The 23,997-nt window shown below is 72.0% G+C and carries 22 protein-coding genes; all 22 read left to right on the top strand.

Going from position 1 to position 23,997, the window contains the following annotated elements:
• Positions 1-24 precede the first annotated feature (24 nt).
• The 22 genes from BKK79_RS22040 to BKK79_RS21935 all read left to right on the top strand — a co-directional run bounded on the left by BKK79_RS22040 (position 25) and on the right by BKK79_RS21935 (position 23,811).
• Positions 25-234: a DUF1656 domain-containing protein gene (locus tag BKK79_RS22040; protein ID WP_071018678.1), complete on the top strand. Its 210-nt coding sequence runs from the start codon at positions 25-27 to the stop codon at positions 232-234.
• Positions 231-1,130 (top strand): efflux RND transporter periplasmic adaptor subunit, encoded by a 900-nt coding sequence (locus BKK79_RS22035; RefSeq protein WP_071038795.1) that lies wholly within the window; start codon positions 231-233, stop codon positions 1,128-1,130. The genes BKK79_RS22040 and BKK79_RS22035 overlap by 4 nt, the downstream gene beginning before the upstream one ends.
• On the top strand, positions 1,127-2,605 hold the full coding sequence (locus BKK79_RS22030; RefSeq protein ID WP_071018682.1) for an efflux transporter outer membrane subunit: 1,479 nt from the start codon (positions 1,127-1,129) through the stop codon (positions 2,603-2,605). The genes BKK79_RS22035 and BKK79_RS22030 overlap by 4 nt, the downstream gene beginning before the upstream one ends.
• 128 nt (positions 2,606-2,733) lie before the next feature.
• Positions 2,734-3,186 carry a hypothetical protein gene (locus BKK79_RS22025; protein WP_071018684.1) on the top strand — a complete coding sequence of 151 codons (453 nt, stop codon included), beginning with the start codon at positions 2,734-2,736 and terminating at the stop codon, positions 3,184-3,186.
• Positions 3,183-3,473 (top strand): type II toxin-antitoxin system RelE/ParE family toxin, encoded by a 291-nt coding sequence (locus BKK79_RS22020; protein ID WP_071038794.1) that lies wholly within the window; start codon positions 3,183-3,185, stop codon positions 3,471-3,473. The genes BKK79_RS22025 and BKK79_RS22020 overlap by 4 nt, the downstream gene beginning before the upstream one ends.
• A 384-nt stretch (positions 3,474-3,857) precedes the next feature.
• Entirely contained in the window at positions 3,858-4,199 is a 342-nt protein-coding gene (locus tag BKK79_RS22015) for a hypothetical protein (protein ID WP_071018686.1), read from the top strand.
• A gap of 329 nt (positions 4,200-4,528) precedes the next feature.
• On the top strand, positions 4,529-4,717 hold the full coding sequence (locus BKK79_RS22010) for a hypothetical protein (RefSeq protein WP_071038793.1): 189 nt from the start codon (positions 4,529-4,531) through the stop codon (positions 4,715-4,717).
• Between the two features lie 257 nt (positions 4,718-4,974).
• Positions 4,975-5,196 (top strand): hypothetical protein, encoded by a 222-nt coding sequence (locus BKK79_RS22005; RefSeq protein WP_071018689.1) that lies wholly within the window; start codon positions 4,975-4,977, stop codon positions 5,194-5,196.
• A 241-nt stretch (positions 5,197-5,437) separates the two neighbouring features.
• Positions 5,438-6,697, top strand: a complete 1,260-nt coding sequence (locus BKK79_RS22000) for an ROK family protein (RefSeq protein WP_071038792.1) — start codon at positions 5,438-5,440, stop codon at positions 6,695-6,697.
• Positions 6,684-8,336: a sugar ABC transporter ATP-binding protein gene (locus BKK79_RS21995; protein ID WP_071038791.1), complete on the top strand. Its 1,653-nt coding sequence runs from the start codon at positions 6,684-6,686 to the stop codon at positions 8,334-8,336. Before BKK79_RS22000 ends, BKK79_RS21995 begins: the two co-directional genes overlap by 14 nt.
• 94 nt (positions 8,337-8,430) lie before the next feature.
• A complete protein-coding gene (locus BKK79_RS21990; RefSeq protein ID WP_084085050.1) occupies positions 8,431-9,426 on the top strand; it encodes an ABC transporter permease subunit in 996 nt (331 codons plus the stop codon).
• A gap of 142 nt (positions 9,427-9,568) precedes the next feature.
• The gene (locus tag BKK79_RS21985; RefSeq protein WP_232346492.1) at positions 9,569-10,504 is read left to right on the top strand and encodes an ABC transporter substrate-binding protein; all 936 of its coding nucleotides are present in this window, start codon (positions 9,569-9,571) and stop codon (positions 10,502-10,504) included.
• 30 nt (positions 10,505-10,534) lie between these two features.
• Positions 10,535-12,025 carry a glucose-6-phosphate dehydrogenase gene (gene zwf / locus BKK79_RS21980; protein ID WP_071018694.1) on the top strand — a complete coding sequence of 497 codons (1,491 nt, stop codon included), beginning with the start codon at positions 10,535-10,537 and terminating at the stop codon, positions 12,023-12,025.
• A 138-nt stretch (positions 12,026-12,163) separates the two neighbouring features.
• Positions 12,164-13,846 (top strand): glucose-6-phosphate isomerase, encoded by a 1,683-nt coding sequence (gene pgi, locus BKK79_RS21975; protein ID WP_071040286.1) that lies wholly within the window; start codon positions 12,164-12,166, stop codon positions 13,844-13,846.
• A complete protein-coding gene (locus tag BKK79_RS21970; RefSeq protein ID WP_071038790.1) occupies positions 13,843-14,763 on the top strand; it encodes a carbohydrate kinase family protein in 921 nt (306 codons plus the stop codon). Before pgi ends, BKK79_RS21970 begins: the two co-directional genes overlap by 4 nt.
• Positions 14,764-15,245: 482 nt before the next feature.
• Positions 15,246-16,871, top strand: coding sequence for an ABC transporter substrate-binding protein (locus BKK79_RS21965; RefSeq protein WP_198173387.1), 1,626 nt, complete (start codon positions 15,246-15,248; stop codon positions 16,869-16,871).
• A gap of 87 nt (positions 16,872-16,958) precedes the next feature.
• A complete protein-coding gene (locus BKK79_RS21960) occupies positions 16,959-17,936 on the top strand; it encodes an ABC transporter permease (protein WP_071038788.1) in 978 nt (325 codons plus the stop codon).
• Between the two features lie 10 nt (positions 17,937-17,946).
• Positions 17,947-18,774: an ABC transporter permease gene (locus BKK79_RS21955; protein WP_071018701.1), complete on the top strand. Its 828-nt coding sequence runs from the start codon at positions 17,947-17,949 to the stop codon at positions 18,772-18,774.
• An 11-nt stretch (positions 18,775-18,785) separates the two neighbouring features.
• Positions 18,786-19,853 carry an ABC transporter ATP-binding protein gene (locus BKK79_RS21950; RefSeq protein WP_071038787.1) on the top strand — a complete coding sequence of 356 codons (1,068 nt, stop codon included), beginning with the start codon at positions 18,786-18,788 and terminating at the stop codon, positions 19,851-19,853.
• Positions 19,854-19,882: 29 nt separating this feature from the next.
• Positions 19,883-21,025 (top strand): ABC transporter ATP-binding protein, encoded by a 1,143-nt coding sequence (locus tag BKK79_RS21945; RefSeq protein WP_084085046.1) that lies wholly within the window; start codon positions 19,883-19,885, stop codon positions 21,023-21,025.
• A gap of 108 nt (positions 21,026-21,133) precedes the next feature.
• A complete protein-coding gene (locus tag BKK79_RS21940) occupies positions 21,134-22,795 on the top strand; it encodes an amidohydrolase (protein ID WP_071038786.1) in 1,662 nt (553 codons plus the stop codon).
• The gene (locus BKK79_RS21935; protein WP_071038785.1) at positions 22,795-23,811 is read left to right on the top strand and encodes a CobW family GTP-binding protein; all 1,017 of its coding nucleotides are present in this window, start codon (positions 22,795-22,797) and stop codon (positions 23,809-23,811) included. The genes BKK79_RS21940 and BKK79_RS21935 overlap by 1 nt, the downstream gene beginning before the upstream one ends.
• The last annotated feature ends 186 nt before the right edge of the window (positions 23,812-23,997 follow it).

Here is a 23,997-nt window from a genome sequence, read left to right as displayed (position 1 = left end):
CCGTACTGCCCGCCGGGAGATGCGATGAGCGGCGAGATCAACGTCTATGGCGTGTTCGTGCCGACGCTGCTGCTGCTGATGCTGCTGGCCCTGGTCCTGATGGTGCTGCTGCGCGCTGGCCTGGCCCGCGCCGGCTTCTATCGCGTGGTCTGGCACCGTTCCCTGTTCAACCTTGCTCTCTACACCCTGCTGCTCGGTGGCGTCGTGGCCGCCGCGCGCTGGTTGCACCCATGAGTTTCCGTCCGCGTTCCCTTCTTTCCGTCGTGCTGACCCTGGCCGCGGCGGCGCTCGCCGCCTGCGTCGCCTTCCACTTGTGGCAGTACTACACCGTGGCGCCCTGGACGCGCGACGGCCATGTGCGTGCCGAGGTGGTGCAGGTGGCGCCCGATGTCTCCGGACTGGTCACGCAGGTGCTGGTCAAGGACAACCAGCGCGTGCACCGCGGCCAGCCGCTGTTCGTGATCGACCGCGACCGCTTCGCGCTGGCGCTGCGCCAGGCGCAGGCCAACGCCGCGGCCCGCCGCGCGGTGCTGGCGCAGGCGCGGCGCGAGGCGGCGCGCAGCGTGGCGTTGAGCGGCGTGGTGTCGGCCGAGGTGGTGGAAGAGGGGCGGGCGCGCGTGGAGGAGGGCGCGGCGGCGCTGGCCCAGGCCGAGGCCGCGGTGGCGGTGGCGCAGCTCAACCTGGCGCGCACCACCGTGCTGAGCCCGGTGGAGGGCTATGTCAACGACCGCCTGCCACGCCTGGGCGACTATGTCAGCACCGGCAAGCCGGTGTTCTCGATGGTGGACGTGGAGTCCTTCCATGTCGAAGGCTACTTCGAGGAAACCAAGCTGCACGGCATCCGTGTCGGCGCGCCGGTCGACATCCGCATCATGGGCGAAGCGCAGCCGCTGCGGGGCCACGTGCAGAGCATCGCCGCCGGCATCGAAGACCGCGACCGCAGCAACGGCGCGACCCTGCTGCCCAACGTGAACCCGACCTTCAACTGGGTGCGGCTGGCGCAGCGTGTGCCGGTGCGCATCGTCTTCGACGCGGTGCCGGCCGGCGTGCGGCTGGTGTCCGGCCGCACCGCCACGGTGTCGGTGCGGGAAGACGGCGCGGCCGCGGCGCCGCAGGGGAGCCGCTCATGAGGACCCCGCGCCTGGCTGCGCTGCCGTTGCTGGTTGCCACGCTGCTGGCCGGCTGCACCACCGTCGGCCCCGATTACCACGTGCCGGCGCAGGCGCTGGTGCAGGCGCCCGCCGCCAATGGCCCGCTCACCGGCGACGGCGCGGACGGGGCCCGGGCCGCGGCCGGGGTCTCGGCCGACGCGCCGCCCGACGACTGGTGGCGCCTGTACGACGATGCCAGGCTCGACCAGCTGGTGCGGCAGGCGCTGACCGCCAATACCGACCTGCGCGCGGCCGCCGCCAACCTGCGCCGCGCCATCGCCATCTACCACGAGGTGGAGGCCGAGAACCTGCCGCAGGGCGCGCTCTGGGGCAGCGCGCAGCGCACCCAGCTGTCCGGCGAGAGCCTGCTCAAGACGGAGAAGATCCCGGCCCTGAGCATCGGCGATGCGGGCTTCTCGGTGTCCTACCTGATCGACTTCTTCGGCAAGCTCGCGCGCGCCGACGAAGCCGCGCTGGCCGGCGCCGAAGCCGGTGCCGCCGCGCTCGACGCGGCGCGCGTCGGCGTGGTCGCCGAGACGGTGCGTGCCTATGTGCAGGGTTGCGCCGCCACGCACGAGCACGAGGTGGCCACGCAGCAGGCCAGGCTGGCCGAACACCAGGCCGAACTGGTACGCAAGCTGGTGGCCGCCGGCCGCGGCCAGCCGGCCGACGCCATGCGCGCGCAGGCCCAGGCCGACACCCTGCGCGCGGCGCTGCCGCGCTTCGAGGCCGAGCGCGAAGGCGCGGGCTTCCGGCTTGCCGCGCTGCTGGGCCAGCCGCCCGGCTCGCTGGCGCCGGAGGCCTTCGCCTGCGAGGAGGAGCCGCGCCTGAGCCGTCCGCTGCCGGTGGGCGACGGCGCCGCGCTGCTCAAGCGCCGCCCGGACGTGCGCCAGGCCGAGCGCGAGCTGGCTGCCGCCACCGCGCGCATCGGCGTGGCCACGGCCGATCTGTATCCGTCCATCCGCATCGGCGCCTCGGCCGGCCTCACCGGCATGCTGTCGGACTTCGGCACCGGGCCGACCGCGCATTGGGGCATCGGCCCCGGCATTACCTGGAACCTGCCCACCAACGGTGTACGCCCGCGCATCCACGGCATGGAAGCCGGCGCCGACGCGGCGCTGGCGCGCTTTGACGGCGTGGTGCTCAAGGCCCTGCTGGAGACCCGCACCGCGCTGAGCCGCTACGGGCGCGAGCAGGAACGCAATGCCGCGCTGCGCGCCGCGCGCGACCAGGCCGCCGGTGCCGCCGCGCAGCAGCGGCGCCTCTACCAGGCGGGGCGCACGCCCTACCTGTCGAGCCTGGACGCGGAACGCAGCCTGGCATCGGCGGAAATGGACCTGGCCGCCTCGGACAGCCAGCTCGCCTTCAACCAGATCGGCCTGTTCGTGGCGCTGGGCGGGGGCTGGCAGCAGGCGCCGGCGGTGCGGGAAGTGCCGGCTACGGCGCGCGATTGATGGCAATTCGTCGTCGGCGAGACGGATTTCCCATTCCTGAAAGTATTTGATACTGCATTTTTTGTGAGGTAATTGAGTTTTTATCTAGTATTTGTCAGACTGCTTCCTGTTGTGTGAAGGAGGTGCGAGTGAGGACCCGAACCATAGACACGCCCAACGCCCGTCGTCTCGTCGAGGCGTCGGTCATCACCGGTGCCGCCATTGTCGGCCAGCCCGGTGGCTGGTCCGTGACCTTGCGGATCGGCGCGCAGGACACCCCGTTGGGGACCCAACGTGACGACAGGCCGCGCACCTGGCGCAGCCTGGACAGTTGTGTCGAATACCTGCGGAGGGAGTTGCATATCGTCAGGATCGACGGGATCGACGCCAGCAATTACAGCGTGTCCGCGGGCCAGCGGACGCGCGAGGATGCTGCGGCGCGGATGAAGGCGGCGCATGAGGCACTGTCCCATGCCGAATGGCTGCAGCAGAAGGTCGAGGCAGCGCGTGCCGGCCTCGACGACGGCAGCAACCAGCGCATCGAGCCGGACCAATGGGAAGCGATCCGGGCGGCCAAGCGGCGTCAGCTCGATAGCCCATGAAGGTCGTGCTGCGCACGCAGAGCTACCGGGACGACCTGGATGAAATCGAGGCCTATATTGCGCAGGGCAATCCGCGCGCAGGCGCCACGCTGTGGCCCCACATCGATGACCAGGTGGCTAGACTGGCCGACGCCTTGTTTCCCCGCAGGCCGGGCCGCGTTGCCGGCACGCGCGAACTGGTCGCGCACGAGAACTATCTCGTTATCCTGGAAGAGAATGAGATGACCGTGACGGCGCTGGCCGTGCTCCACGCGCGTCAACGCTATCCCGGACCACCTGCAACCTGAGCTGCCCGGCTTCTTCCCTTCGCGTGAGGTGCGCCTGAGGCAAGCGCGAAGCGCCAAGCTGCGTCCGGCAGCGAACGCGCCTTGCCATGCCTTGCCTGCCAAGCCGTCGGCGTTCGTCCCAGCATGTCCCCGCCGATCTGACTGAAGCGCAGATTGCCTGCCCGCCCGCTTGTCCGGTTCTTTCTATGAAAAAACCGACTGGACAAAAGAAAAATAAATCACTTCTAGAATGAGTGACCCATGGCTACACTGGGTTCCTGTGCACGACGCGATTGCCGAATGCACAGCTCAAAAGGCGAACAGGACGGCGCGCGGGACGCAGATCCGCCCATCCCGCACCGTGAAAATGGAAGTGCCGTCCTCCCCCAAACCTGCTTAACCATCATGAACACGAAGCTCCTCAAGACCCTTGCAACCGCAGCCGCCCTCAGCGCCTGCGTCCTGGCCAGCGCTCAGGCCAATGCATCGGGTCCGCGGGATAGCGGCATTGCCGGCGACCGTTACGGCTACACCATGCATAACGGCAAGCGTGACCCCTACTCCGAAGGCGCCAACCTCGGCAAGCGCGACCCCTACTCCGAAGGTGCCAACCTCGGCAAGCGCGATCCCTACAGCGAAGGCGCACGCGGCAACGCGCCGCGCGATCCCTATAGCGAAGGCAACCGCGCCGGCGGCATGGACCTGGCCGGCCGCGACCTGACCGGCGTTTCCGCTCAACCCGTCTGACGTTTCCGGCCGGCACGGCCGGCTCGGGCAGCAAGCGCTGCCCGCAGGCATCGCAGCACAGGCATCACACCAGGCTTCGCCTTGTCCGCCGTCCGGCATGCGTGCCGCCATGACCGCCGCGCCTCGTCCTCCAGGAGAGCGCGCCGGCATGGCGGGGCAGGGCGGCGGGCCTTTCTACACGGGCCGGCGGCGGACCGCCTTCCTCCTCCCCCAGTTCGGGGAAGGCGGGCGCCGCCGGCAGGCGCAGCAGGGCAGGTCCGGTGCCTGTCCGGGCCTGCCGGCCGCTCCGCTCCCCCGCCTTGCCCCCCCGACTCCCTCTCCTCCTCGCCATGAAGACCCTGATCCTCGCCCTGGCCGGCGCCGCTACCCTGGCCGCCGCCCTGCCTGCCCTCGCCGGTCCCGACTGGACCGTGATCGAACGCGCCCGCGCCGAGAAGCGTGCCGCGCAACGCGCCGCGCTGCAGCAGGCTTCCTGCGGCCAGGCCGCCACGGCGCCCACGCCGGCCCGCGCCGGCTGAGCCTGCGCTGCCGTTGGCGGGCGGCGGCCACGCCGCGCGGCTGGTCTGCCTCTGGTCATGCGGCCGCCGCTGTGCGAGGATCGCGGTCTTTGCGCTTTTCTGTTGCGCTCTTCTGTTGCGCTGCAGTGTTGCGCTGCAGTGTTGCGCCGTAGCGTTGCGTTCTACCGCCGTTCGATTGCATGCCCCCCGCCGTCCCCGTCGATTCCCCTGTCGCTGCAGCGCCTGCGGGCGCACTTCCCGTGCGCCGGCGGCCGGCCATGAAACTGCTGCACCTTGCCTTGCCCTGTGTGGTGACCCTGGCGCTGGCCGCGGTGCCGCTGCTGTACCGCTCGGCCGCCAGCGGCTCCGACCGGGCCGTGATCGAGCGCGTGCGCACGCAGCGGCCGGTCTATGCCGGCGGCCATCTCCACCACCATCTCTTCGAGCCGCTCCCGCTCGCCGGCGTGGCGGCCAGCGCGCCTGCCGCCAAGGCCGACTGAGCGCGGTCCGGGCGCAGCCTGCGCCACTGGGCGGCCGAGCGGCTGACCGGTCGTAAGTGTCGCAATCTGCATTTTCAGCTTCCCGCAGCGGGTAGCCGCACCCTCTCCAACCGTCGTCTCCGGGTTTGTCCCCACTTGAGCCGGTCTCCGTCCTAATCTTTAATTCAACGTGAATTAATTAATCGAGGCGTGACGCGGTCCGGACCAGCCGGTGCCGCGCACGACCGGGACAGGAGACAGCATGTCGCTTTCCAAGGCCGGACGCGGGGTCAACTCCGCCAGCCTCCGCCTCTACAACGAGCGGGCCCTGCTGCTCGCCTTGCGCCGTGCCGGCGAGGCTTCCAAGGCCGACCTGGCACGCATGGCCGAGCTGACCAACACCGCGGTCGGCAGCATCGTGCAGACGCTGACCGAGGAGGGGCTGGTGTGCGAAGCGGGACGACGCCAGGACGGGCAGCGCGGCCAGCCGGCCAGCCTGATCCGGCTGCAGCCGCGCGGCGCCTTCGGCCTCGGGGTGCGGCTGGACCGAGCCAGCATCGAGTGCGTGCTGGTCGACTTCAGCGGCCGCATCCTGGCCAGCCGTGCGCGCCAGCAGGTCCTGCCCCATCCGCAGCAGGCCCTGGCCATGGTGCGCGAAGACCTGGATGCGCTATGCGAGGCGCTGGCGCCGGCCGAGCGCAAGCGCCTGCTCGGCATCGGCCTGGCCCAACCCTATAACCTGGGCGCCTGGCTGCGCGAGCTGGACCTGCAGGACGCGGCCCTGCGCGACAGCTTCCATGCCTGGGACGACACCGATTTCGGCGCGGCGCTGGCCGCCGCCACCGGGCTGCCGGTGTTCAGCGAGAACGATGGCACCGCGGCCGCCATCGCCGAGCTGTTCTACGGCCGCCACCACGCCCAGGATTTCCTCTATGTCTTCCTCGGCCCGGCGATCGGCGGCGGCGTGGTGCTCGACGGCGACTGCGTGCGCGGCGTGTCGGGCAATGCCGGCGACATCGGCATGATGCCGGTGGCGCCCAGCACGCTGGACTCGGCGCCCCGCACCGGGCGGGCCCGCGACATCCTGCTGGCGCGCGCCTCGCTCAACGCGCTGGCGCGCCACCTGCGCCACCACGGCGCGCAGGTGGACGGCCACGCCGACCTGGAGGCGCACATCGCGCAGGGCCATGTGGCCGTGGCGCAGTGGCTCGACGACTGCATCGACGCGCTGGCGCCGGCCATGCAGGCGGCGCTGGCGGTGCTCGACGTGCCCCTGCTGGTCTTCGATGCCGACGTCGATGCCGGCCTGGTCGGCACGCTGATCGCGCGCCTGCAGGCGGCGCTCGACGAGGGGGCGCCGGAGGCGCGGCGGGCGCCGCGCGTGGTGCGCGGCGGCTTCGGCGCCAACGCCGGCGCCGTGGGCGCCGCCGCGCTGCCGCTGTTCATGAATTTCTCGCCGCGCGCCGAATGGCTCAAGGGTGCGTCGGCCCGGATCCCGGAGGCCAGCGATGTCGTCGCCTGAACATACCGTCGATGCCGCGCGCACCGCGCCGCTGCTCGCGCTGCGCCATATCAGCAAGACCTTCCCCGGCGTGCGCGCGCTGCGCGACGTGCAGCTCACCGCCTATGCGGGCGAGGTCCATGCGCTGATGGGCGAGAACGGCGCCGGCAAGTCCACGCTGATGAAGATCCTGTCAGGCGCCTACCTGCCCGACGCCGGCGCCAGCATCCGCATCGACGGGCGCGAGGTGGCCATCGACGGGCCGCAGGCCGCGCGCGCGCTCGGCGTGGCGGTGATCTACCAGGAGCTGAGCCTGGCCCCCAACCTGAGCGTGGCCGAGAACGTCTATCTCGGCCGTCCGCTGCGCCGCCACGGCCTGGTCGACCGCGCCGGCATGGCGCAGGCCTGCGCCGCCACGCTGGCGCGCCTGGGCGCCGACTTCGGCGCGCTCGATGCCGTGGCCGGCCTGTCGATCGCCCAGCGCCAGCTGGTGGAGATCGCGCGCGCGGTGCATTTCGAGGCGCGCATCCTGGTCATGGACGAACCCACCACGCCGTTGTCCACGCATGAAACGGAGCGGCTGTTCGCGCTGATCCGGCAACTGCGCCGGCAGGGCCTGGCCATCCTCTACATCAGCCATCGCATGGCGGAGATCGACGAACTGGCCGACCGCGTCACGGTGCTGCGCGACGGCGGCTTCGTCGGCACGCTGGCGCGCGCCGAGCTGTCGCAGGCGGCGCTGGTGAAGATGATGGTGGGACGCGACCTGTCCGGCTTCTATACCAAGGACCACGGCGCCGCGCGCCAGCAGGCCGGCGCCGGCCGGGCCGTGCTGTCCGTGCGCGACATGGCGGACGGGCGCCGCGTCAAGGGCTGCAGCTTCGACCTGTGCGCCGGCGAGGTCTTGGGACTGGCGGGCCTGGTGGGAGCGGGGCGCACCGAACTGGCGCGGCTGGTGTTCGGCGCCGACGCGCGCCTGCGCGGCGAGGTGCGGCTGGCGGGGCAGGGCGGCGGCGCATGCGCGCCGGTGCGCCTGGACACGCCACGCCAGGCCATCGAGGCCGGCATCGCCTACCTGACCGAGGACCGCAAGCTGCAGGGGCTGTTCCTCGACCACAGCGTGCACGAGAACATCAACCTGATCGTGGCGGGGCGCGACGCGCGCCGCTTCGGCCGGCTCGACCGCGCCGCCGGCAGCGGCCGCACCGAGCGCGCCATCCGCGCGCTGGGCATCCGCGTGCCGCACGCGCGCGTCAACGTCGGCGCGCTGTCGGGCGGCAACCAGCAGAAGGTGATGCTGTCGCGCCTGCTGGAGATCCGTCCGCGCGTGCTGATCCTGGACGAGCCCACGCGCGGCGTCGACATCGGCGCCAAGTCGGAGATCTATGCCCTGATCGATGCCCTGGCCCGGCAAGGCGTGGCCATCCTGCTGATCTCCAGCGAGCTGCCCGAGGTGGTGGGCCTGTGCGACCGCGTGCTGGTGATGCGCGCGGGGGAGATCGCCGGCGAGGTGCATCCCGGCGACAGCGCGGCACGCATGCAGGAACGCATCATCGCGCTGGCAACCGGCGCGGCCGGGCCGGACGACGCCATGCCGGCAACCGTGGCGGCCATGTCCGCGGCAGCGGGCGCTGCCGCCGCCGGTCCGCTCCGGCACTGAGGCCGCCGGCCGCACACCCGGACCACAGACCGGAACCCTGGACCGGAACCCACAGACCAGAAGGGCGCCACGCCCGCCCCCGCAGGAGACGACCATGCAAGATTCGCTGACCCACGCCCCCGGCGCGGCCCTGGCCGGCGCCGGACCCACCGCGCAGGAACGCCTGCGCGCCCTGGGCATGCTGCCCATCCTGCTGCTGCTGTGCACGGCCTTCGCCGTGCTGACCGACCATTTCGCCAGCTGGCAGAACCTCTCCATCGTGGCCCAGCAGGCCTCGATCAACCTGGTGCTGGCGGCCGGCATGACCTTCGTCATCCTGACCGGCGGCATCGACCTCTCGGTCGGCTCCATCCTGTCGATCTCGGCGGTGGCCGCCATGCTGGTGTCGCTGGTGCCGCAGCTCGGCGCGCTCAGCGTGCCGGCGGCGCTGCTGTGCGGCCTGGCGTTCGGCCTGGTCAACGGCGCGCTGGTCGCCTTCATGAAGCTGCCACCCTTCATCGTCACGCTCGGCACGCTGACCGCCGTGCGCGGGCTGGCCCGCCTGGCCGGCCACGACAGCACCCTCTACAACCCCGACATCGGCTTCGCCTTCCTCGGCAACGGCGAGCTGCTCGGCGTGCCCTGGCTGGTGGTGATCGCCTGCGCGGTGGTGGCGCTGTGCTGGTTCGTACTGCGCCGCACGGTACTGGGCATGCAGATCTACGCGGTCGGCGGCAATGCGGAGGCCGCGCGCCTGTCGGGCATCAAGGTGTGGGTGGTGCTGCTGTTCGTCTACGCGATGTCCGGCCTGCTGTCGGGCCTGGGCGGCGTGATGTCGGCGGCGCGGCTGTATGCCGCCAACGGGCTGCAGCTCGGCCAGTCCTACGAACTCGACGCCATCGCCGCGGTGATCCTGGGCGGCACCAGTTTCGTCGGCGGCACCGGCTCGATCGGCGGCACCCTGGTGGGCGCGCTGATCATCGCGGTGCTGTCCAACGGCCTGGTGCTGCTGGGCGTCTCCGATATCTGGCAGTACATCGTCAAGGGCCTGGTGATCATCGGCGCCGTGGCGCTGGACCGCTACCGCCGCCGCGATTCGGCGCGCACCTGACGGGACACAGGACATGGGACACGGGAAACGGGAACGAGACACATCGGGCAGGAGATACGACGTGCTGACACGCTACTTCCCCACAGCGCTGGCGCGTGCCGCCGCCATCATCGCCGCCATTGCCGTCGCGCTGCTGGCGGCCCTGGCCGCCGGCAGCGGCCGCAGCGCGGCGCAGGCACCGGCCGCCGCGCCGCCGGCGGCCGCGGCGGAACGGCCCTTGCGCAAGGTCGGCGTCACGCTGGGCTCGCTGGGCAACCCTTACTTCGTCGCGCTGGCGCGCGGCGCGGAGGCCGCGGCCAAGGCCGCCAACCCGCAGGCCAAGGTCACCGTGCTGTCGGCCGACTACGACCTCAACAAGCAGTTCACGCAGATCGACAGCTTCATCGTCTCGCAGGTGGACCTGATCCTGATCAACGCCGCCGACGCGCGCGCCATCGAGCCGGCGGTGCGCAAGGCGCGCCGCGCCGGCATCGTGGTGGTGGCGGTGGACGTCGGGGCCGCCGGTGCCGACGCCGTGGTGCAGACCGACAACACGCGGGCGGGCGAGCTGGCCTGCGGCTTCCTCGCCGAGCGCCTGGGCGGCCGCGGCAACGTGATCATCCAGAACGGCCCGCCGGTGTCGGCGGTGCTGGACCGCGTGCGCGGCTGCAAGCGCGTGCTGGCCGAGCATCCCGGCCTGCACCTGCTGTCCGACGACCAGGATGCCAAGGGCTCGCGCGAGGGCGGCCTCAACGTGATGCAGCTCTACCTGACGCGCTTCCCGAAGATCGACGCTGTCTTCACCATCAATGACCCGCAGGCCATCGGCGCCGACCTGGCCGCACGCCAGCTCAACCGCCGTGGCATCCTGATCGCCTCGGTCGACGGCGCGCCCGACATCGAGGCCGCGCTCAAGTCCGACACCCTGGTGCAGGCCTCGGCCAGCCAGGATCCGTGGGCCATCGCCCGCGCCGCGGTGCAGATCGGCATCGGCCTGATGCACGGCCAGGCGCCGGCCAGCCGCACCGTGCTGCTGCCGCCGACACTGGTCACGCGCGCCAACGTCGGCCAATACCAAGGCTGGTCGGCCCCCCGCTGACCGGCGCCCCTCCCTTCGACAGACCGCACCATGAACCGCCCTGACCCCAACGCCGTGCCCGAGTTCGACTTCGTCCTGTTCGGCGGCACCGGCGACCTCGCCCGGCGCAAGCTGCTGCCCGCCCTGTTCGACGCCCATGCCAGCGCCACGCTGCATCCGCGCGGCCGCATCCTGGCGCTGGGCAGCCAGGCGATGTCGCGCGAGGCCTATCTCGATATGCTGGAGAGCGAGGTGCGCCCCATGCTGCCGGGCGCCGTCGCTGTCGACACCTGGCGGCAGTTCCTCGAGCGCGTGGCCTACCAGCAGGTGGACGCCCGCGCGCCCGAGGGCTTCGACGCGCTGGCCGAGCTGGTGCAGGCGCGCGGCGCCCCGGTGGTGGTGTGCTACCTGGCCACCGCGCCGCACCTGTTCGTGCCCATCTGCGAGCAGCTCGCCCGCACCGGGCTCAACCACGCCGGCGTGCGCGTGGTGCTGGAGAAGCCGCTGGGCCACGACCTGGCCTCGTCGGAGGCGATCAACGACGCCGTGGGGCGGCATTTCGGCGAGGAACAGATCTACCGCATCGACCACTACCTGGGCAAGGAGTCGGTGCAGAACCTGATGGCGATCCGCTTCGGCAACGCGCTGTTCGAGCCGCTGTGGCGGCGCGAGTGGGTGCGCGACGTGCAGATCACCATCGCCGAGGAACTGGGCGTGGAGCGGCGCGGCAACTTCTACGACGGCATCGGCGCCTTGCGCGACATGGTGCAGAACCACCTGCTGCAGCTGCTGTGCATGGTGGCGATGGAGCCGCCGTCGAGCCTGTCGGCCGACGCCATCCGCGACGAGAAGCTGAAGATCCTCAAGGCGCTGCGCCCGCTCGCCCAGCATGAGGTGGCCGAGAGGGTGGTGCGGGGGCAGTATTGCCGCGGTGCCGCCGCCGGCAACCCGGTGCCCGGCTATGCCGGCGAGCCCGGCATCGCTGCCGACAGCAGCACCGAGACCTTCGTCGCCATCAAGGCCGAGATCGCCAACTGGCGCTGGGCGGGCGTGCCGTTCTACCTGCGCACCGGCAAGCGCATGCAGGCGCGCGTGGCGGAAATCGTGGTGCAGTTCCGCGACGTGCCTTACTCGGTGTTCCCGCGCCCGCTCGACCATGAGCCCGGCAACCGCCTGGTGATCACGCTGCAGCCGGAGGAGAGCATCCGCCTGCATTTCCTCGTCAAGCAGCCCGGCGACACCCAGGCGCTGCAGCCGGCCTCGCTCGACCTGCAGCGCATGCTGCCGCGCGGGCAGGGCGCCCGCCACGAACGCAAGACCGGAGCCTACGAGCGGCTGCTGCTGGACGTGATCCGCGGCCGCCTGGGGCTGTTCGTGCGCCGCGACGAGCAGGCCCAGGCCTGGCGCTGGGTGGCGCCCATCCAGCAGGCCTGGACCGACAGCGGCCTCGCGCCCAAGCTCTATACCGCCGGTACCTGGGGCCCGGCCGCGTCCTCGGCGCTGCTGTCGCGCGACGGCGCGGTGTGGCACGAGGAGCTGTGAGAGCGGCATGCCGCGGGAATGCACCGGCCCAAGCGAAGAATTGACCGTGACAAAGCGCGCTGACATGCGGGACGCCGGGCGCCCGTCTCTGCTATCGTCCCCAGCCTGTCCGCCCACGACCACACCCGAGCCGACATGATCTTGTCCTCCCTACCTGCCTGGCAGGCCCTGCAGGCCCATGCCGAGAGCATCCGCCACGTCCACCTGCGCGACTGGTTCGCCGGCGCCGCCGGCGAGGCGCGCAGCACCGCCTTCACGCTGGAGGCGGCCGGCCTGACGCTGGACTACGCCAAGAACCGCGTCGACGCCGGCGCCATCGCGCTGCTGCACGAACTCGCGCAGCAGGCCGGCGTGCTGTGCAAGCGCGACGCCATGTTCCGCGGCGAGCCGGTCAACACCACCGAGCGGCGCGCGGCCCTGCACATGGCCTTGCGCGCGCGCCCCGAGGACGGCTTCCAGGCGGCCGGCGTGCCGGTGGCGGCAGAGGTGGAAGCCGTGCTGGCGCGCATGGCGCGCTTTGCCGGCGCGGTGCGCGAGGGCGCCTGGCGCGGCTGGGACGGCCGCGCCATCACCGATGTGATCCACCTCGGCATCGGCGGCTCCGACCTCGGTCCGCGCATGGTGTGCCGCGCGCTCGGCCACCTGGGCGGCGGCCCGCGCCTGCATTTCGTCGCCAATGTCGACGGCAGCGACCTGGCCGCGGCGCTGGCGCGCGTGCAGGCGGCCACCACGCTGGTGGTGGTCTGCTCCAAGACCTTCACCACCCTGGAGACCATGGCCAACGCGCATACCGCGCGCGCCTGGTTCCTGCGCCAGGGCGTGCCGGAGGACCAGCTGGCCCGGCATTTCGCCGCGGTCTCCACCCACCGCGAGGCGGTGGCTGCCTTCGGCATCGGCGCGGAGCAGATGTTTCCCTTCTGGGACTGGGTGGGCGGCCGCTTCTCGCTGTGGTCGGCGGTGGGCCTGCCGATCGCGCTGGCGCTCGGCTTCGACGCCTTCCGCGCGCTGCTGGACGGCGCGCGCGAGATGGACCGGCATTTCGCCGAGGCGCCGGCGGCGGCCAATATGCCGCTGGTGCTCGGCCTGCTCGACGTGTGGAACCGCAGCTTCCTCGGCGCCGCCAGCCGCTGCGTGGCGCCGTACTGCGAGCCGCTGGAACTGCTGCCGGCCTTCCTGCAGCAACTGGAGATGGAGAGCAACGGCAAGTCGGTGCAGCTCGACGGCACGCCGGCCGCCTGCGGGACCGCGCCGGTGGTGTGGGGCACCACCGGCACCAACGGGCAGCATGCCTACTTCCAGATGATGCACCAGGGCTCGCACTGGGTGCCGGTGGACTTCATTGCCGCGCTGGAGCCGGTGCACGCGGTGCCCGGCCATCACAGCAAGCTGCTGGCCAACTGCTTCGCCCAGTCCGAGGCGCTGCTGCGCGGGCGCACCGCCGACGAGGTGCGTGCGCAGGGCGTGCGCGACGAGGCACTGGTGCCGCACCTGGTGTTCGAAGGCAACCGTCCCAGCAATACCCTGCTGCTGCAGCGGCTCGACCCGCGCCATCTCGGCGCGCTGCTGGCCCTGTGCGAGCACCGCACCTTCGTGCAGGGCGCCCTGTGGAACATCAATTCCTTCGACCAGTGGGGCGTGGAGCTGGGCAAGCAGCTCGCCGCGCCCATCGCGCGCGAGCTGGAGGGCGGGCCGGCGTGCGCGCACGATGCCTCCACGGCCGCCCTGATCCGCCGCGCGCGTGCCGCCGCCACGGCGGCCGCTGGCACCAGTGCCGCCAGTGCCGCCAGCGCAGCCGCGCTGCCCGAGGAGATCGCCGGATGAATGCCACCCTGCCTGCCTACGTCGTGTTCGGCGAGGCCCTGACCGACATGGTCCACCAGGGCGGCCAGCAATGGCTGGGCCTGCCGGGCGGCTCGTGCTGGAACGTGGCGCGCGTCGGCGCGCGCCTGGGCGTGCCGACGGCCTTTGCCGGCGCCATCAGCGAGGACCAGCTGGGCGACCAGCTCGCCGAGGCCAGCGCGGACGCCGGCCTCGACCTGCGCTTCCTGCAGCGGGTGCCGCGCTCGCCCTTGCTGGCCTTCGTCGGTGCCCAGCATCCGCCGCGCTATTTCTTCGTCGGCGACGACAGCGCCGACCTCCATTTCGATCCGGCGCGCCTGCCGCAGGGCTGGCGCCAGGCAGCCCTCGTGGTGCATTTCGGCTCGCTCAGCCTGGCGCGCCAGCCGCTGGCCGCGCGCCTGTGCGAGGAGGCCACGCTGGCCAGCGCCGCCGGCAAGCGCATCGCCTTCGATCCCAACTTCCGCGAGCCGATGCGCGCGCCGGACTACGCCGAGGTGTTCGCCCACCTGGCACGTCTGGCCGACTACATCAAGGTCTCGGACGAGGACCTGCGCGGCCTCTACCCGCGGCACGACGAAGCCGGCGCGCTGGCCGCGCTGCGCGCATTGGCGCCGCGCGCGCGCGTGCTGCTGACGCGCGGCGCGCAAGGCATGGTGCTGCTGGACGGCGCGCAGCGCTACGAGCAGCCGGTCTTCGCCGTGGCCGTGGCCGACACCGTCGGCTGCGGCGACGCCGCCATGGGCGGCTGGATGGCCGGCCTGCTGCGCGAGCCCGGTGCCGCGCCCGCGCGCCAGGCCCGCTGGGCCGCCGCCAGCGCCGCCGTGGCCGCGACCCATGCCGGCGCCCACGCGCCGGCGCTGGCGCAGGTGGAGGCCCTGCTGGCTGCGACCGCCGCCTGAGCGCCGCCTGAGCGCTGCCGGGCGGCGCCCGCCAGCCCGCCCAGGAAATCCGCCATTGACAGACCGCGCGCGAGCCGCTCCCCCGCCTGCCGGCTGGGGGGCGCCGCGCGCCGATCCTGCTGGCCCAAGCGATACGTCCCAACTGGACCTAACGGCAGCTTCCCTGGCTCGCATATAAAGGGGCCACGGGGGTTGCCTGTGCGCCAGCCGGCCCGGGGCGGTCCGACCTTCCACCGCTCCACCGCTCGACGGTTCCATGCGAAGCCGGCATCGCGCCTGGGCGGCGATGCCGCGGCGCTTCCCCGCAGGACTGCATGCCGCGCCGCATGCCAGCCACCACGCAGCACGCAGCACGCAGCACGCAACACGCAACACGCAACACGCAGCATGCAGAACGCCGCCCCCGCCTGCCCGCGCCGGCGCGGGGTGCCTTCGATCCTGCCGTGCCGCCGCCAGGCCGGCATGGCAAAAGGGGAGCATCGATGTCGACGTGTCTTACGCGCCCGCGCCGCCTGCTGGCGGGGCTTTGCACCAGTGCGGCCATGTGGTGCGCCGCCGTCTCCGGCAGCGCCGCCGCACAAGCTGCCCAGCCCGCCCAGCCGGCGCGCGGCGGCAACCTCAACGTGCTGTCGATCACCGCCATCAACTCGCTGAACCCGGCCATCCAGTCCGGCGTGGCGACCGGCGTGCCGGCCGCGCAGTTGTTCGCCAGCCTGCTGCAGGCCGACGCCAGGTGGCAGTTCAAGCCCTACCTCGCCGATAGCTGGAGCGCGGCGCCGGACGGCCTGTCCTACACCTTCAAGCTCAACCCCGAGGCGCGCTTCCATGATGGCAAGCCGGTCACCTCGGCCGACGTCGCCTTCTCGGCCGAGGCGGTGCGCGCCAACCATCCCTTCGGCCCGGCCATGCTGGCCGCGCTGGACAAGGTCGAGACGCCCGACCCGCATACCGCCGTGTTCCGCCTCAAGCAGCCCGATCCGGCGCTGCTGCTGGCGCTGTCCACGCCGTCGCTGATGCCCATCCTGCCCAAGCATGTGTACGGCGACGGGCCGATCCGGCAGAACCCGCACAACAACGCGCCGATCGGCTCGGGCCCGTTCAGGTTCGGCGAGTACAAGCCCGGCGAATACCTCGTGCTGGAGCGCTTCGACGGCTTCTTCCGCAAGGGCCGTCCCTACCTCGACAAGATCACCTACAACATCGTGCCGGACCGCGCCGCCGCCGCGCTGGCGATGCAGCGCGGCGATATCCAGTACGTGGCCTACGCACCGTTCCGCATCGCCGACCTCGACCGCCTCGCCGCCGACCCCAAGCTGGTGGTGGGCAAGGCGGGCTACGAGGGCGTGGGCGCGCTCAACTGGCTGGCCTTCAACGTACGCCAGGGACCGCTGGCCAACCTGAAGGTGCGCCAGGCCATCGCCTACGCCATCGACCGCGACTTCATCACGCAGAAGCTGCAGCGCGGCCGCTCGCAGCCGGCGCTGGGCCCGATCCACCCGTCCAGCCCGCTCTACGACAAGACGCTCAATCCCTACAAGCTGGACCTGGCGCGCGCCAACCAGCTGCTCGACGAGGCCGGCTTCGCGCGCAAGGCGGACGGCATGCGCTTCGCGCTGCGGCTCGATTTCCTGCCCGGCGCGCCCGACACCTCGCAACTGGTCGCCGAGTACCTGCGTCCCCAGCTCGCCAAGGTGGGCGTGAAGGTGCAGCTGCGGCCCTCGCCGGACTTCCCCACCTGGTCGCAGCGCATCGCCAACTGGGACTTCGACATGACCACCGACGCGGTCTTCAACTGGGGCGACCCGGTGATCGGGGTGGCGCGCACCTATATGTCGAGCAATATCAAGAAGGGCGTGATCTGGTCCAACACCCAGGGCTACGCCAACGCCGAGGTCGACAAGCTGCTGGCGCAGGGCGCTGTCGAGACCGATCCCGCGCGGCGCAAAGCCATCTACGACCGCTTCCAGCAGATCGTCAATACCGAGCTGCCAGTAGCCTGGCTCAATACCACGCCATACAGCACGGTGGCCAGCAAGCAGCTGCGCGGCCTGCCGGACGGCATCTGGGGCGTGTTCGCGCCGTTCGACGAGGTGTACTGGGCCAAGTGAGCGGCCCGACGAGGATCCCCTGCGATGGCGGCGGGGCCGGGCCATGCGCCTGGCGCCGCGCCGCCGCGCGCATAGCGAGAGGCTTCGATGCAGACGCTGTTCTACCTGGGGCGCCGCCTCGGCGCCGGCGCCGTGATGGTGCTGGCCGTGATCGTGCTCAACTTCCTGCTGCTGTCGGCCGCGCCGGGCGACGTGGCCGACGTGATCGCCGCGCAGTCGGGCGGCGGCACCGCCGAGCAGGTGGCGGCGCTGCGCAGCCAGCTCGGCCTGGATGCCGGGCTCGGCCACCGCCTGACGGCCTATGTCGGCAACGTGCTGCACGGCCAGCTGGGAGATTCGCTGTTCTTCCACCAGCCGGTGCTGCAACTGATCCTGGAACGCGTGCCCAACACGCTGATGCTGGTGCTGCCGGCGCTGCTGCTGGCGGTGGTGGCCGGCACGCTGCTGGGCACGGTGTCGGCGCACCGGCCGCGCGGCGCGCTCAGCGCGGCGGTCACCTTCATCTCGCTGGCCGGCTTCGCCGCGCCGGTGTTCTGGAGCGGCATGATGCTGCTGATCGTGTTCGCCTACTGGCTGCCGCTGTTCCCGGCCTCGGGCATGTACACCATGGGCGAGCGCGGCCAGGGCTGGGTCCTGGTCCTCGACGTGCTGCACCACCTGGTGCTGCCGGTGCTGTCGCTGTCGATGATCTACCTGGCGCAGTACAGCCGCCAGGCGCGCGCCACCATGCTGGACGTGCTGGGCGCCGACTACATCCGCACCGCGCGCGCCAAGGGCATGAGCGAAGGCGTGGTGGTGTACCGCCACGCGCTGAAGAACACGCTGCTGCCCATCGTCACGCTGGCCGGCCTGCAGTTCTCGCATGCGATGGCGGGCGCGGTGCTGGTGGAGACGGTGTTCAACTGGCCGGGCCTGGGGCGCCTGGCCTCGGACGCGGTGCTCAACCGCGACTACCCGCTGATGCTCGGCATCCTGCTGATGTCCGGCCTGTTGGTGGTGGCGGCCAATATCCTGACCGACTGGCTCTACAGCCTGCTCGATCCCCGCATCCGCACCACGGGCTGAGGAGACGCCGATGAACACGGGCTGGAAGCTGTTCCTGCACAACCGCGGCGCCGTGCTCGGCGCGCTGGTGCTGCTGCTGATCGCGCTGGCGGGCCTGCTCGGGCCGCAGCTGTACGCGGTCAATCCGCAGGACGTGGTGGCGGCGCCGCTGTCGCCGCCCTCGGCCGATGCGCCGCTGGGGGCCGACTACCTCGGCCGCGACGTGCTGGCCGGGCTGCTGCACGGCGCCGGCGTGACGCTGGCGATCGGCCTCGCGGCCACCGCCGCCACGCTGGTGATCGGCGTGCTGGTCGGCGCGCTGGCGGGCTACCACCGCGGCCACGTCGACAACGTGCTGATGCGCGTCACCGAGTTCTTCCAGGTGCTGCCGCCGATCCTGCTGGCGATGGTGCTGGTGGCGGTGTTCGGGCCCAAGATCGGCAATGTGGTGCTGGCCATCGGGCTGGTCAGCTGGCCGCCGCTGGCGCGGCTCACGCGTGCCGAGTTCCTCAAGCTGCGCGAGCGCGAGTTCGTGCGCGCCGAGCGTGCCATCGGCACCTCCGGGCGCGACATCATGCTGCGCGTGATCCTGCCCAACGCGTCGCCGCCGCTGATCGTGGCCCTGGCGCTCAACGTGGGGGTGGCCATCCTGTTCGAGTCGGGTCTCGCCTTCATCGGCCTGTCGGACCCGGACGTCACCAGCTGGGGCTACATGATCGGCAGCTCGCGCGACCAGATCTTCGAGGCCTGGTGGTCGGTGGTGTTCCCAGGCGCCGCCATCTTCCTGACCGTGCTGGCCATCTGCCTGGTGGGCGATGGCCTGAACGACGCTCTCAACCCCAAGCTGCGCCAGCGCTGAAGGAGGCCCGCATGTCCCTGCTCGAAGTCGATGGCCTGTGCGTGGAGTTCGCCGGTGCCGGCGGCCCCCTGCGCGTGATCGACCGGATGGACCTGCGCGTGGAGCGCGGCGAGGTGCTCGGCATCGTCGGCGAGTCCGGCTGCGGCAAGAGCATGACCAGCCTGGCACTGCTGCAGCTGGTGCCCGCGCCCGGCCGCATCGCCGCCGGCAGCATCCGCTTCGACGGCACCGAGCTGCTCGGGCTGGGGCCGGCGCGCATGCGCGAAGTGCGCGGTGGCGAGATCGCCATGATCTTCCAGGAGCCGATGACCGCGCTCAACCCGGTCTTCACCGTGGGCCGCCAGATCGTCGAGGTGATCGAGCGCCACCGCGGCCTGCGCGGGCGCGCCGCGCGCGAGGAGGCGGTGGCCCTGCTCGACGCGGTCAGGATTCCCGAGCCGCGGCGGCGCGCCGGCCAGTATGCGCACGAGATGTCCGGCGGCATGCGCCAGCGCGCCATGATCGCCATGGCGCTGGCCGGCCAGCCGCGCCTGCTGATCGCCGACGAGCCGACCACCGCGCTCGACGTCACCGTGCAGGCGCAGGTGTTCGACCTGCTGCGCGACGTGCGGCGCCAGTTCGGCACCGCCATCATCCTGATCACCCACAATATGGGCGCCATCGCCGAACTGGCCGACCGCGTCATGGTGATGTACGCCGGGCGCAAGATCGAGGAGGGGGCGGTGGCCGACGTGCTGGCGCGTCCCGCGCATCCGTACACGCGCGGCCTGCTCGAATGCGTGCTGCACCTGGAGACCGGCGCGGCCGCCGCCCGCGCCGGCACCGGCACCGGCACCGGCACGCTGCCGGAGATCCCCGGCATGGTGCCGGCGCTCGACCAGCTCGGCCCCGGCTGCGCCTTCGCCCCGCGCTGCCGCGAAGCCCTGCCGCGCTGCCGGCAGGAGCGGCCCGCGCTGGTGGACCTGGGGGGCGGGCCGGCCGTCCATGCCGCCGCCTGCTGGCAGCGCGCGGCCGCGCCGCACGAGGGCGCCACCGTGTCCGGCGCGGCCGGTGCGGCCGCTGTGTCCATCCTGTCCTGATCCCGATCCGCCCGCAGGAGAACAAGCCCATGTTTCCCAGCCAGCCTGCCGCCGCCTCCCATGGTTCCGGCCAGCGCGATGACGTGCTGCGCGATGACGTGCCGCGCGACGACGTCCTGCTCGACGTGCGCGACCTGCGCGTGCACTACGCGCTGCGCCGCCCGCATCCCTTCGCGGCGGCGCCGATGGTGCATGCCGTCGACGGCGTCAGCTTCCGCGTGCGCCGCGGCAGCGCCTTCGGCATCGTCGGCGAGTCCGGCTGCGGCAAGTCCACCACCGCGCTGGCGCTGTTGCGCCTGGTCGAGGCCAGCGGCGGCAGTGCCAGCCTGGACGGCGCCGACCTGCTCGGCGCGCGCGGTGCCGCGCTGGCGGCGCTGCGCGCCAAGGTGCAGATGATCTTCCAGGATCCGTATTCCTCGCTCGATCCGCGCCAGCGCGTGCAGGACATCATCGCCAAGCCGATGCGCCAGCTGACCGCGCTGGCGCCCGCCGCCATCGCCGCGCGCGTCGATGAACTGATGGCCCTGGTGGGCCTGCGCCAGGACCAGAAGCGGCTGTTTCCCCACCAGTTCTCCGGCGGGCAGCGCCAGCGCATCGGCATCGCCCGCGCGCTGGCGGTGGATCCGGCGCTGGTGGTCTGCGACGAGCCGGTGTCGGCGCTGGACGTCGCCATCCAGGCGCAGGTCATCAACCTGCTGGCGCGCATCCAGCGCGAGCGCGGCCTGACCTATGTCTTCATCTCGCACGATCTCGCGGTAGTGCAGCACCTGTGCGACGAGGTGGCGGTGATGTACCTCGGGCGCATCGTCGAGCGCGGCAGCCGCGCGCAGCTGTTCGGCACGCCGCTGCATCCCTATACCCATGCGCTGATGTCGGCCGAGCCGGTCAAGGACCCGGCCCGGCGCGACGGGCACAGCCGCATCCGGCTGCAGGGCGATCCGCCCAGCCCGCTCGATCCGCCGGCGGGCTGCCATTTCCACACGCGCTGCCCGGCCGCCGAGGCGCGCTGCCGCAGCGAGGCACCGGTCCTGCGCGAGCTGGACGGCGGGCACCATGTGGCCTGCCACCGCGTGGTGTGGCGCGACGGCCGGGCTTGCCCGCCGCCGCCGTTCGCGCCCGGGGCCGCGCCCGCCGGGGTGCCGGCGGACGGCGCGGCGGCGTGCGCTGCCTGATTGCGTCCCGGCTGCGTCCCGGCGCTCGTCCGATTGCCGCCCGGTGCTCGCCCGGCCTTGCTCCGGCGGGCCGGCCAACCCTTCTCCCGACCCGACACGGAGTCTTCCATGCCCCACTCGACCACGGCGCAATCCACCACCGTCTTCGTCGCCCGCAAGATCCTCACGATGAATCCGCTGCAGCCGAGCGCCACCCACGTGGCGGTGCGCGACGGCCGCGTGCTCGCCGTCGGCGATGCCGCCTCGGTGCGCGGCTGGGGGCCGGCCCGCATCGACGAGACCTTCGCCGACAAGATCCTGATGCCCGGCATGATCGAGGGCCATTCGCACCTGCTGGAAGGGGGCATGTGGAAGTTCGTCTACGTCGGCTACTACGACCGGCGCGGCCCGGACGGGCGTGTCTGGCCCGGCCTGACCCGGCTGGAGGACGTGGTGGCGCGGCTGCGCGAGGCCGAGGCCGCGCTCGACGACCCGGCGCGCCCGCTGCTGGCCTGGGGCTTCGACCCCATCCACTTCGGCAGCGCGCGCATGACCGTGCGCGAGCTCGACCAGGTCTCGGGCGAGCGGCCGGTGGTGGTGCTGCACGCCAGCGTGCACCTGATGAACGTCAACAGCGCCATGCTGCGCCGGGCGGGCATCGACGCCGAGACGCCGGTCGACGGCATCGCCCGCGACGAGGATGGCCGGCCCAGCGGCGAACTGCAGGAATTCGCCGCGATGTTCCTGGTCTTCAAGACCATCGGCAACGTCTTCTTCGACGCCGGCCAGACCGAGGAGGGCATCTGGAACTTCGGGCGCGTGGCCCAGCAGGCCGGCGTGACCATCGCCACCGACCTCGTCAACGACCTCGGCGACGACTCGATCGAAAACCTGGCCCGTGTCACCGCCGATCCCGACTACCCGCTGCGCCTGGTGCCGGCCTACGCGCCGATGCGCGACCTGGAAGGCAAGGGCGCGGCGCGCGTCGGGCAGGCGCGCGCGCACAACACAGACAAGCTGCATTTCGGCCTGGTCAAGCTGGTCATCGACGGTTCCATCCAGGGCTTCACCGCGCGCCTGCGCTGGCCCGGCTACTACAATGGCGCGCCCAACGGCCTGTGGCTGGTGCCGCCGCAGCAGCTCAAGGAACTGCTGGCCACCTACCACGGCGCCGGCCTGACCGTGCATATCCACACCAACGGCGACGAAGCCACCGACGTCGCCATGGACGCGCTGGAGGCGGTGCTGCGCGAGCAGCCGCGCTGGGACCACCGCCACACGCTGCAGCACTGCCAGCTCGCCGACGCCAGCCAGTTCCGCCGCATGGCCGCGCTCGGCATGTGCGTCAACCTGTTCGCCAACCACCTCTACTACTGGGGCGATGCCCACTATGCGATGACGGTGGGGCCGGACCGCGCCAACCGCATGAACGCGGCCAATACCGCGCGCACCTGCGGCTTGACCTACTCGATGCACTCGGATGCGCCGATCACGCCGATCGGGCCGCTCTTCACCGCCTGGTGCGCGGTCAACCGGCAGACCGCGGCGGGCCGCATCCTGGGCCCGTCGGAGCGCATCCCCGTCTACGACGCGCTGCAGGCGATGACGCTGGGCGCGGCGCGCACGCTCAAGCTGGACCACGTGGCGGGCAGCATCGAGGTGGGCAAGTATGCCGACTTCGCCGTGCTGGAGCAGGACCCGCTCGAAGTCCCGCGCGAGGCCCTGCGCTATGTGCCGGTGTGGGGCACGGTGCTGGGCGGGCGCGTCTTCCCGGCGCCGGGGCAGTCCTGATGGCGCGCGACATCGCCCTCACGGTGCTGGGCGGCTTCCTCGGCGCCGGCAAGACCACGCTGCTGAACCACCTGTTGCGGCGCGGCAGCGGCGAGCGCGTGCTGGTGATGGTCAATGACTTCGGCGCCGTCAACGTCGATGCCGGGCTGATCGCGCGCGGCGCGGGCGCCTCCGCCAGCAGCGGCATCCTGCAGCTGACCAACGGCTGCGCCTGCTGCGCGGTCGGCGGCGACCTGATGCAGGCCTTCCTCAAGGTGCTGGCGCTGCCCGAGCCGCCCGACCGGGTGGTGGTGGAGGCCAGCGGCGTGGGCGATCCGGGCCGCATCGCGCAGATCGGCCGCGCCGGCGGCGGCTTCCGCGGCGACGGCGTGATCACCGTGGTGGACGCCGAGGCGGTGCGCCGGCTCGCCGACGACCGCTATGTGGGCGATACGGTGCGCGCCCAGTTGCGCGCCGCCGACCTGCTGCTGCTCAACAAGACCGACCTGGCCGACGCGGCCGCGCTTGCCGGCCTGCGCCGCTGGCTGGCCGCCGAAGTGCCGGATGCGCGCCTGCTCGCCTGCCACCAGGGCAGGGTCGATCCGCGCCTGGTGTTCGGCATCGGGGTGGAGGGGGACGCCGGGGCCACAGGGCTTGATATGGAGGCGGAGGCGGACGCACCGCATGCGGCCCGCTTCGCCGCCAGCCGCTTCGACAGCCATGTGCCGTTCTCGCGTCCGGCGCTGGCGCAGGCCCTGGATACGCTGCCGCCGCAGGTGCTGCGGGCCAAAGGCATGGTATGGCTCGAAGGGGAGGCTGCGCCGCGCCTGCTGCAGCTCTGCGGCAAGCGCTGGTCCCTGGGCCGGCCCGAGCCTGGCGCGGCGGCGGGGCGCTCCACCCTGGTCCTGATCGCGGTGCGCGAGGGGAGAGGTGACGGGCAAGCTGAGCGGCAAGGCGAGCGGAAAGGTGACGTTTTCGACCCGTTTTCCCACTTCGCGGGCGCGCTGGCCGACACCGGGGCACGGGTGCCGGGGTGAGGCCGGCGCACGCGCGGGCGACGTCTGGCGCGCCCGGAATGGCCAGGAATGGCCCGGAATGGCCCGGAATGGCGTGGCTGGGCCGGGCTGGCGTGCCGCCGGGCCTGGGGCGGCATAAGCATATGTGAATTATGACTATCAAGATTCATGCCCGAGTGCCGGTGCTGCCCGCGATTGGGCTTTACA

Origin of the sequence: Cupriavidus sp. USMAA2-4 (genome assembly GCF_001854305.1) — a bacterium.
GTDB classification, from domain to species: Bacteria; Pseudomonadota; Gammaproteobacteria; order Burkholderiales; family Burkholderiaceae; genus Cupriavidus; species Cupriavidus malaysiensis.
The sequence above is the reverse complement of the archived record's forward strand: the minus strand, read 5'-3'. Positions and strand labels throughout refer to the sequence as shown.

Coding starts and splice junctions, on each gene's coding strand:
- BKK79_RS21965 (WP_198173387.1), top strand. CDS start 15,246: ATGTCGACGTGTCTTACGCGCCCGCGCCGCCTGCTGGCGGGGCTTTGC.
- BKK79_RS22040 (WP_071018678.1), top strand. CDS start 25: ATGAGCGGCGAGATCAACGTCTATGGCGTGTTCGTGCCGACGCTGCTG.
- BKK79_RS21995 (WP_071038791.1), top strand. CDS start 6,684: ATGTCGTCGCCTGAACATACCGTCGATGCCGCGCGCACCGCGCCGCTG.
- BKK79_RS22015 (WP_071018686.1), top strand. CDS start 3,858: ATGAACACGAAGCTCCTCAAGACCCTTGCAACCGCAGCCGCCCTCAGC.
- BKK79_RS21935 (WP_071038785.1), top strand. CDS start 22,795: ATGGCGCGCGACATCGCCCTCACGGTGCTGGGCGGCTTCCTCGGCGCC.
- BKK79_RS21990 (WP_084085050.1), top strand. CDS start 8,431: ATGCAAGATTCGCTGACCCACGCCCCCGGCGCGGCCCTGGCCGGCGCC.
- BKK79_RS21950 (WP_071038787.1), top strand. CDS start 18,786: ATGTCCCTGCTCGAAGTCGATGGCCTGTGCGTGGAGTTCGCCGGTGCC.
- BKK79_RS22030 (WP_071018682.1), top strand. CDS start 1,127: ATGAGGACCCCGCGCCTGGCTGCGCTGCCGTTGCTGGTTGCCACGCTG.
- BKK79_RS21945 (WP_084085046.1), top strand. CDS start 19,883: ATGTTTCCCAGCCAGCCTGCCGCCGCCTCCCATGGTTCCGGCCAGCGC.
- BKK79_RS22020 (WP_071038794.1), top strand. CDS start 3,183: ATGAAGGTCGTGCTGCGCACGCAGAGCTACCGGGACGACCTGGATGAA.
- BKK79_RS22010 (WP_071038793.1), top strand. CDS start 4,529: ATGAAGACCCTGATCCTCGCCCTGGCCGGCGCCGCTACCCTGGCCGCC.
- BKK79_RS22035 (WP_071038795.1), top strand. CDS start 231: ATGAGTTTCCGTCCGCGTTCCCTTCTTTCCGTCGTGCTGACCCTGGCC.
- BKK79_RS21960 (WP_071038788.1), top strand. CDS start 16,959: ATGCAGACGCTGTTCTACCTGGGGCGCCGCCTCGGCGCCGGCGCCGTG.
- BKK79_RS22000 (WP_071038792.1), top strand. CDS start 5,438: ATGTCGCTTTCCAAGGCCGGACGCGGGGTCAACTCCGCCAGCCTCCGC.
- BKK79_RS21940 (WP_071038786.1), top strand. CDS start 21,134: ATGCCCCACTCGACCACGGCGCAATCCACCACCGTCTTCGTCGCCCGC.
- BKK79_RS21970 (WP_071038790.1), top strand. CDS start 13,843: ATGAATGCCACCCTGCCTGCCTACGTCGTGTTCGGCGAGGCCCTGACC.
- BKK79_RS21955 (WP_071018701.1), top strand. CDS start 17,947: ATGAACACGGGCTGGAAGCTGTTCCTGCACAACCGCGGCGCCGTGCTC.
- zwf (WP_071018694.1), top strand. CDS start 10,535: ATGAACCGCCCTGACCCCAACGCCGTGCCCGAGTTCGACTTCGTCCTG.
- BKK79_RS22005 (WP_071018689.1), top strand. CDS start 4,975: ATGAAACTGCTGCACCTTGCCTTGCCCTGTGTGGTGACCCTGGCGCTG.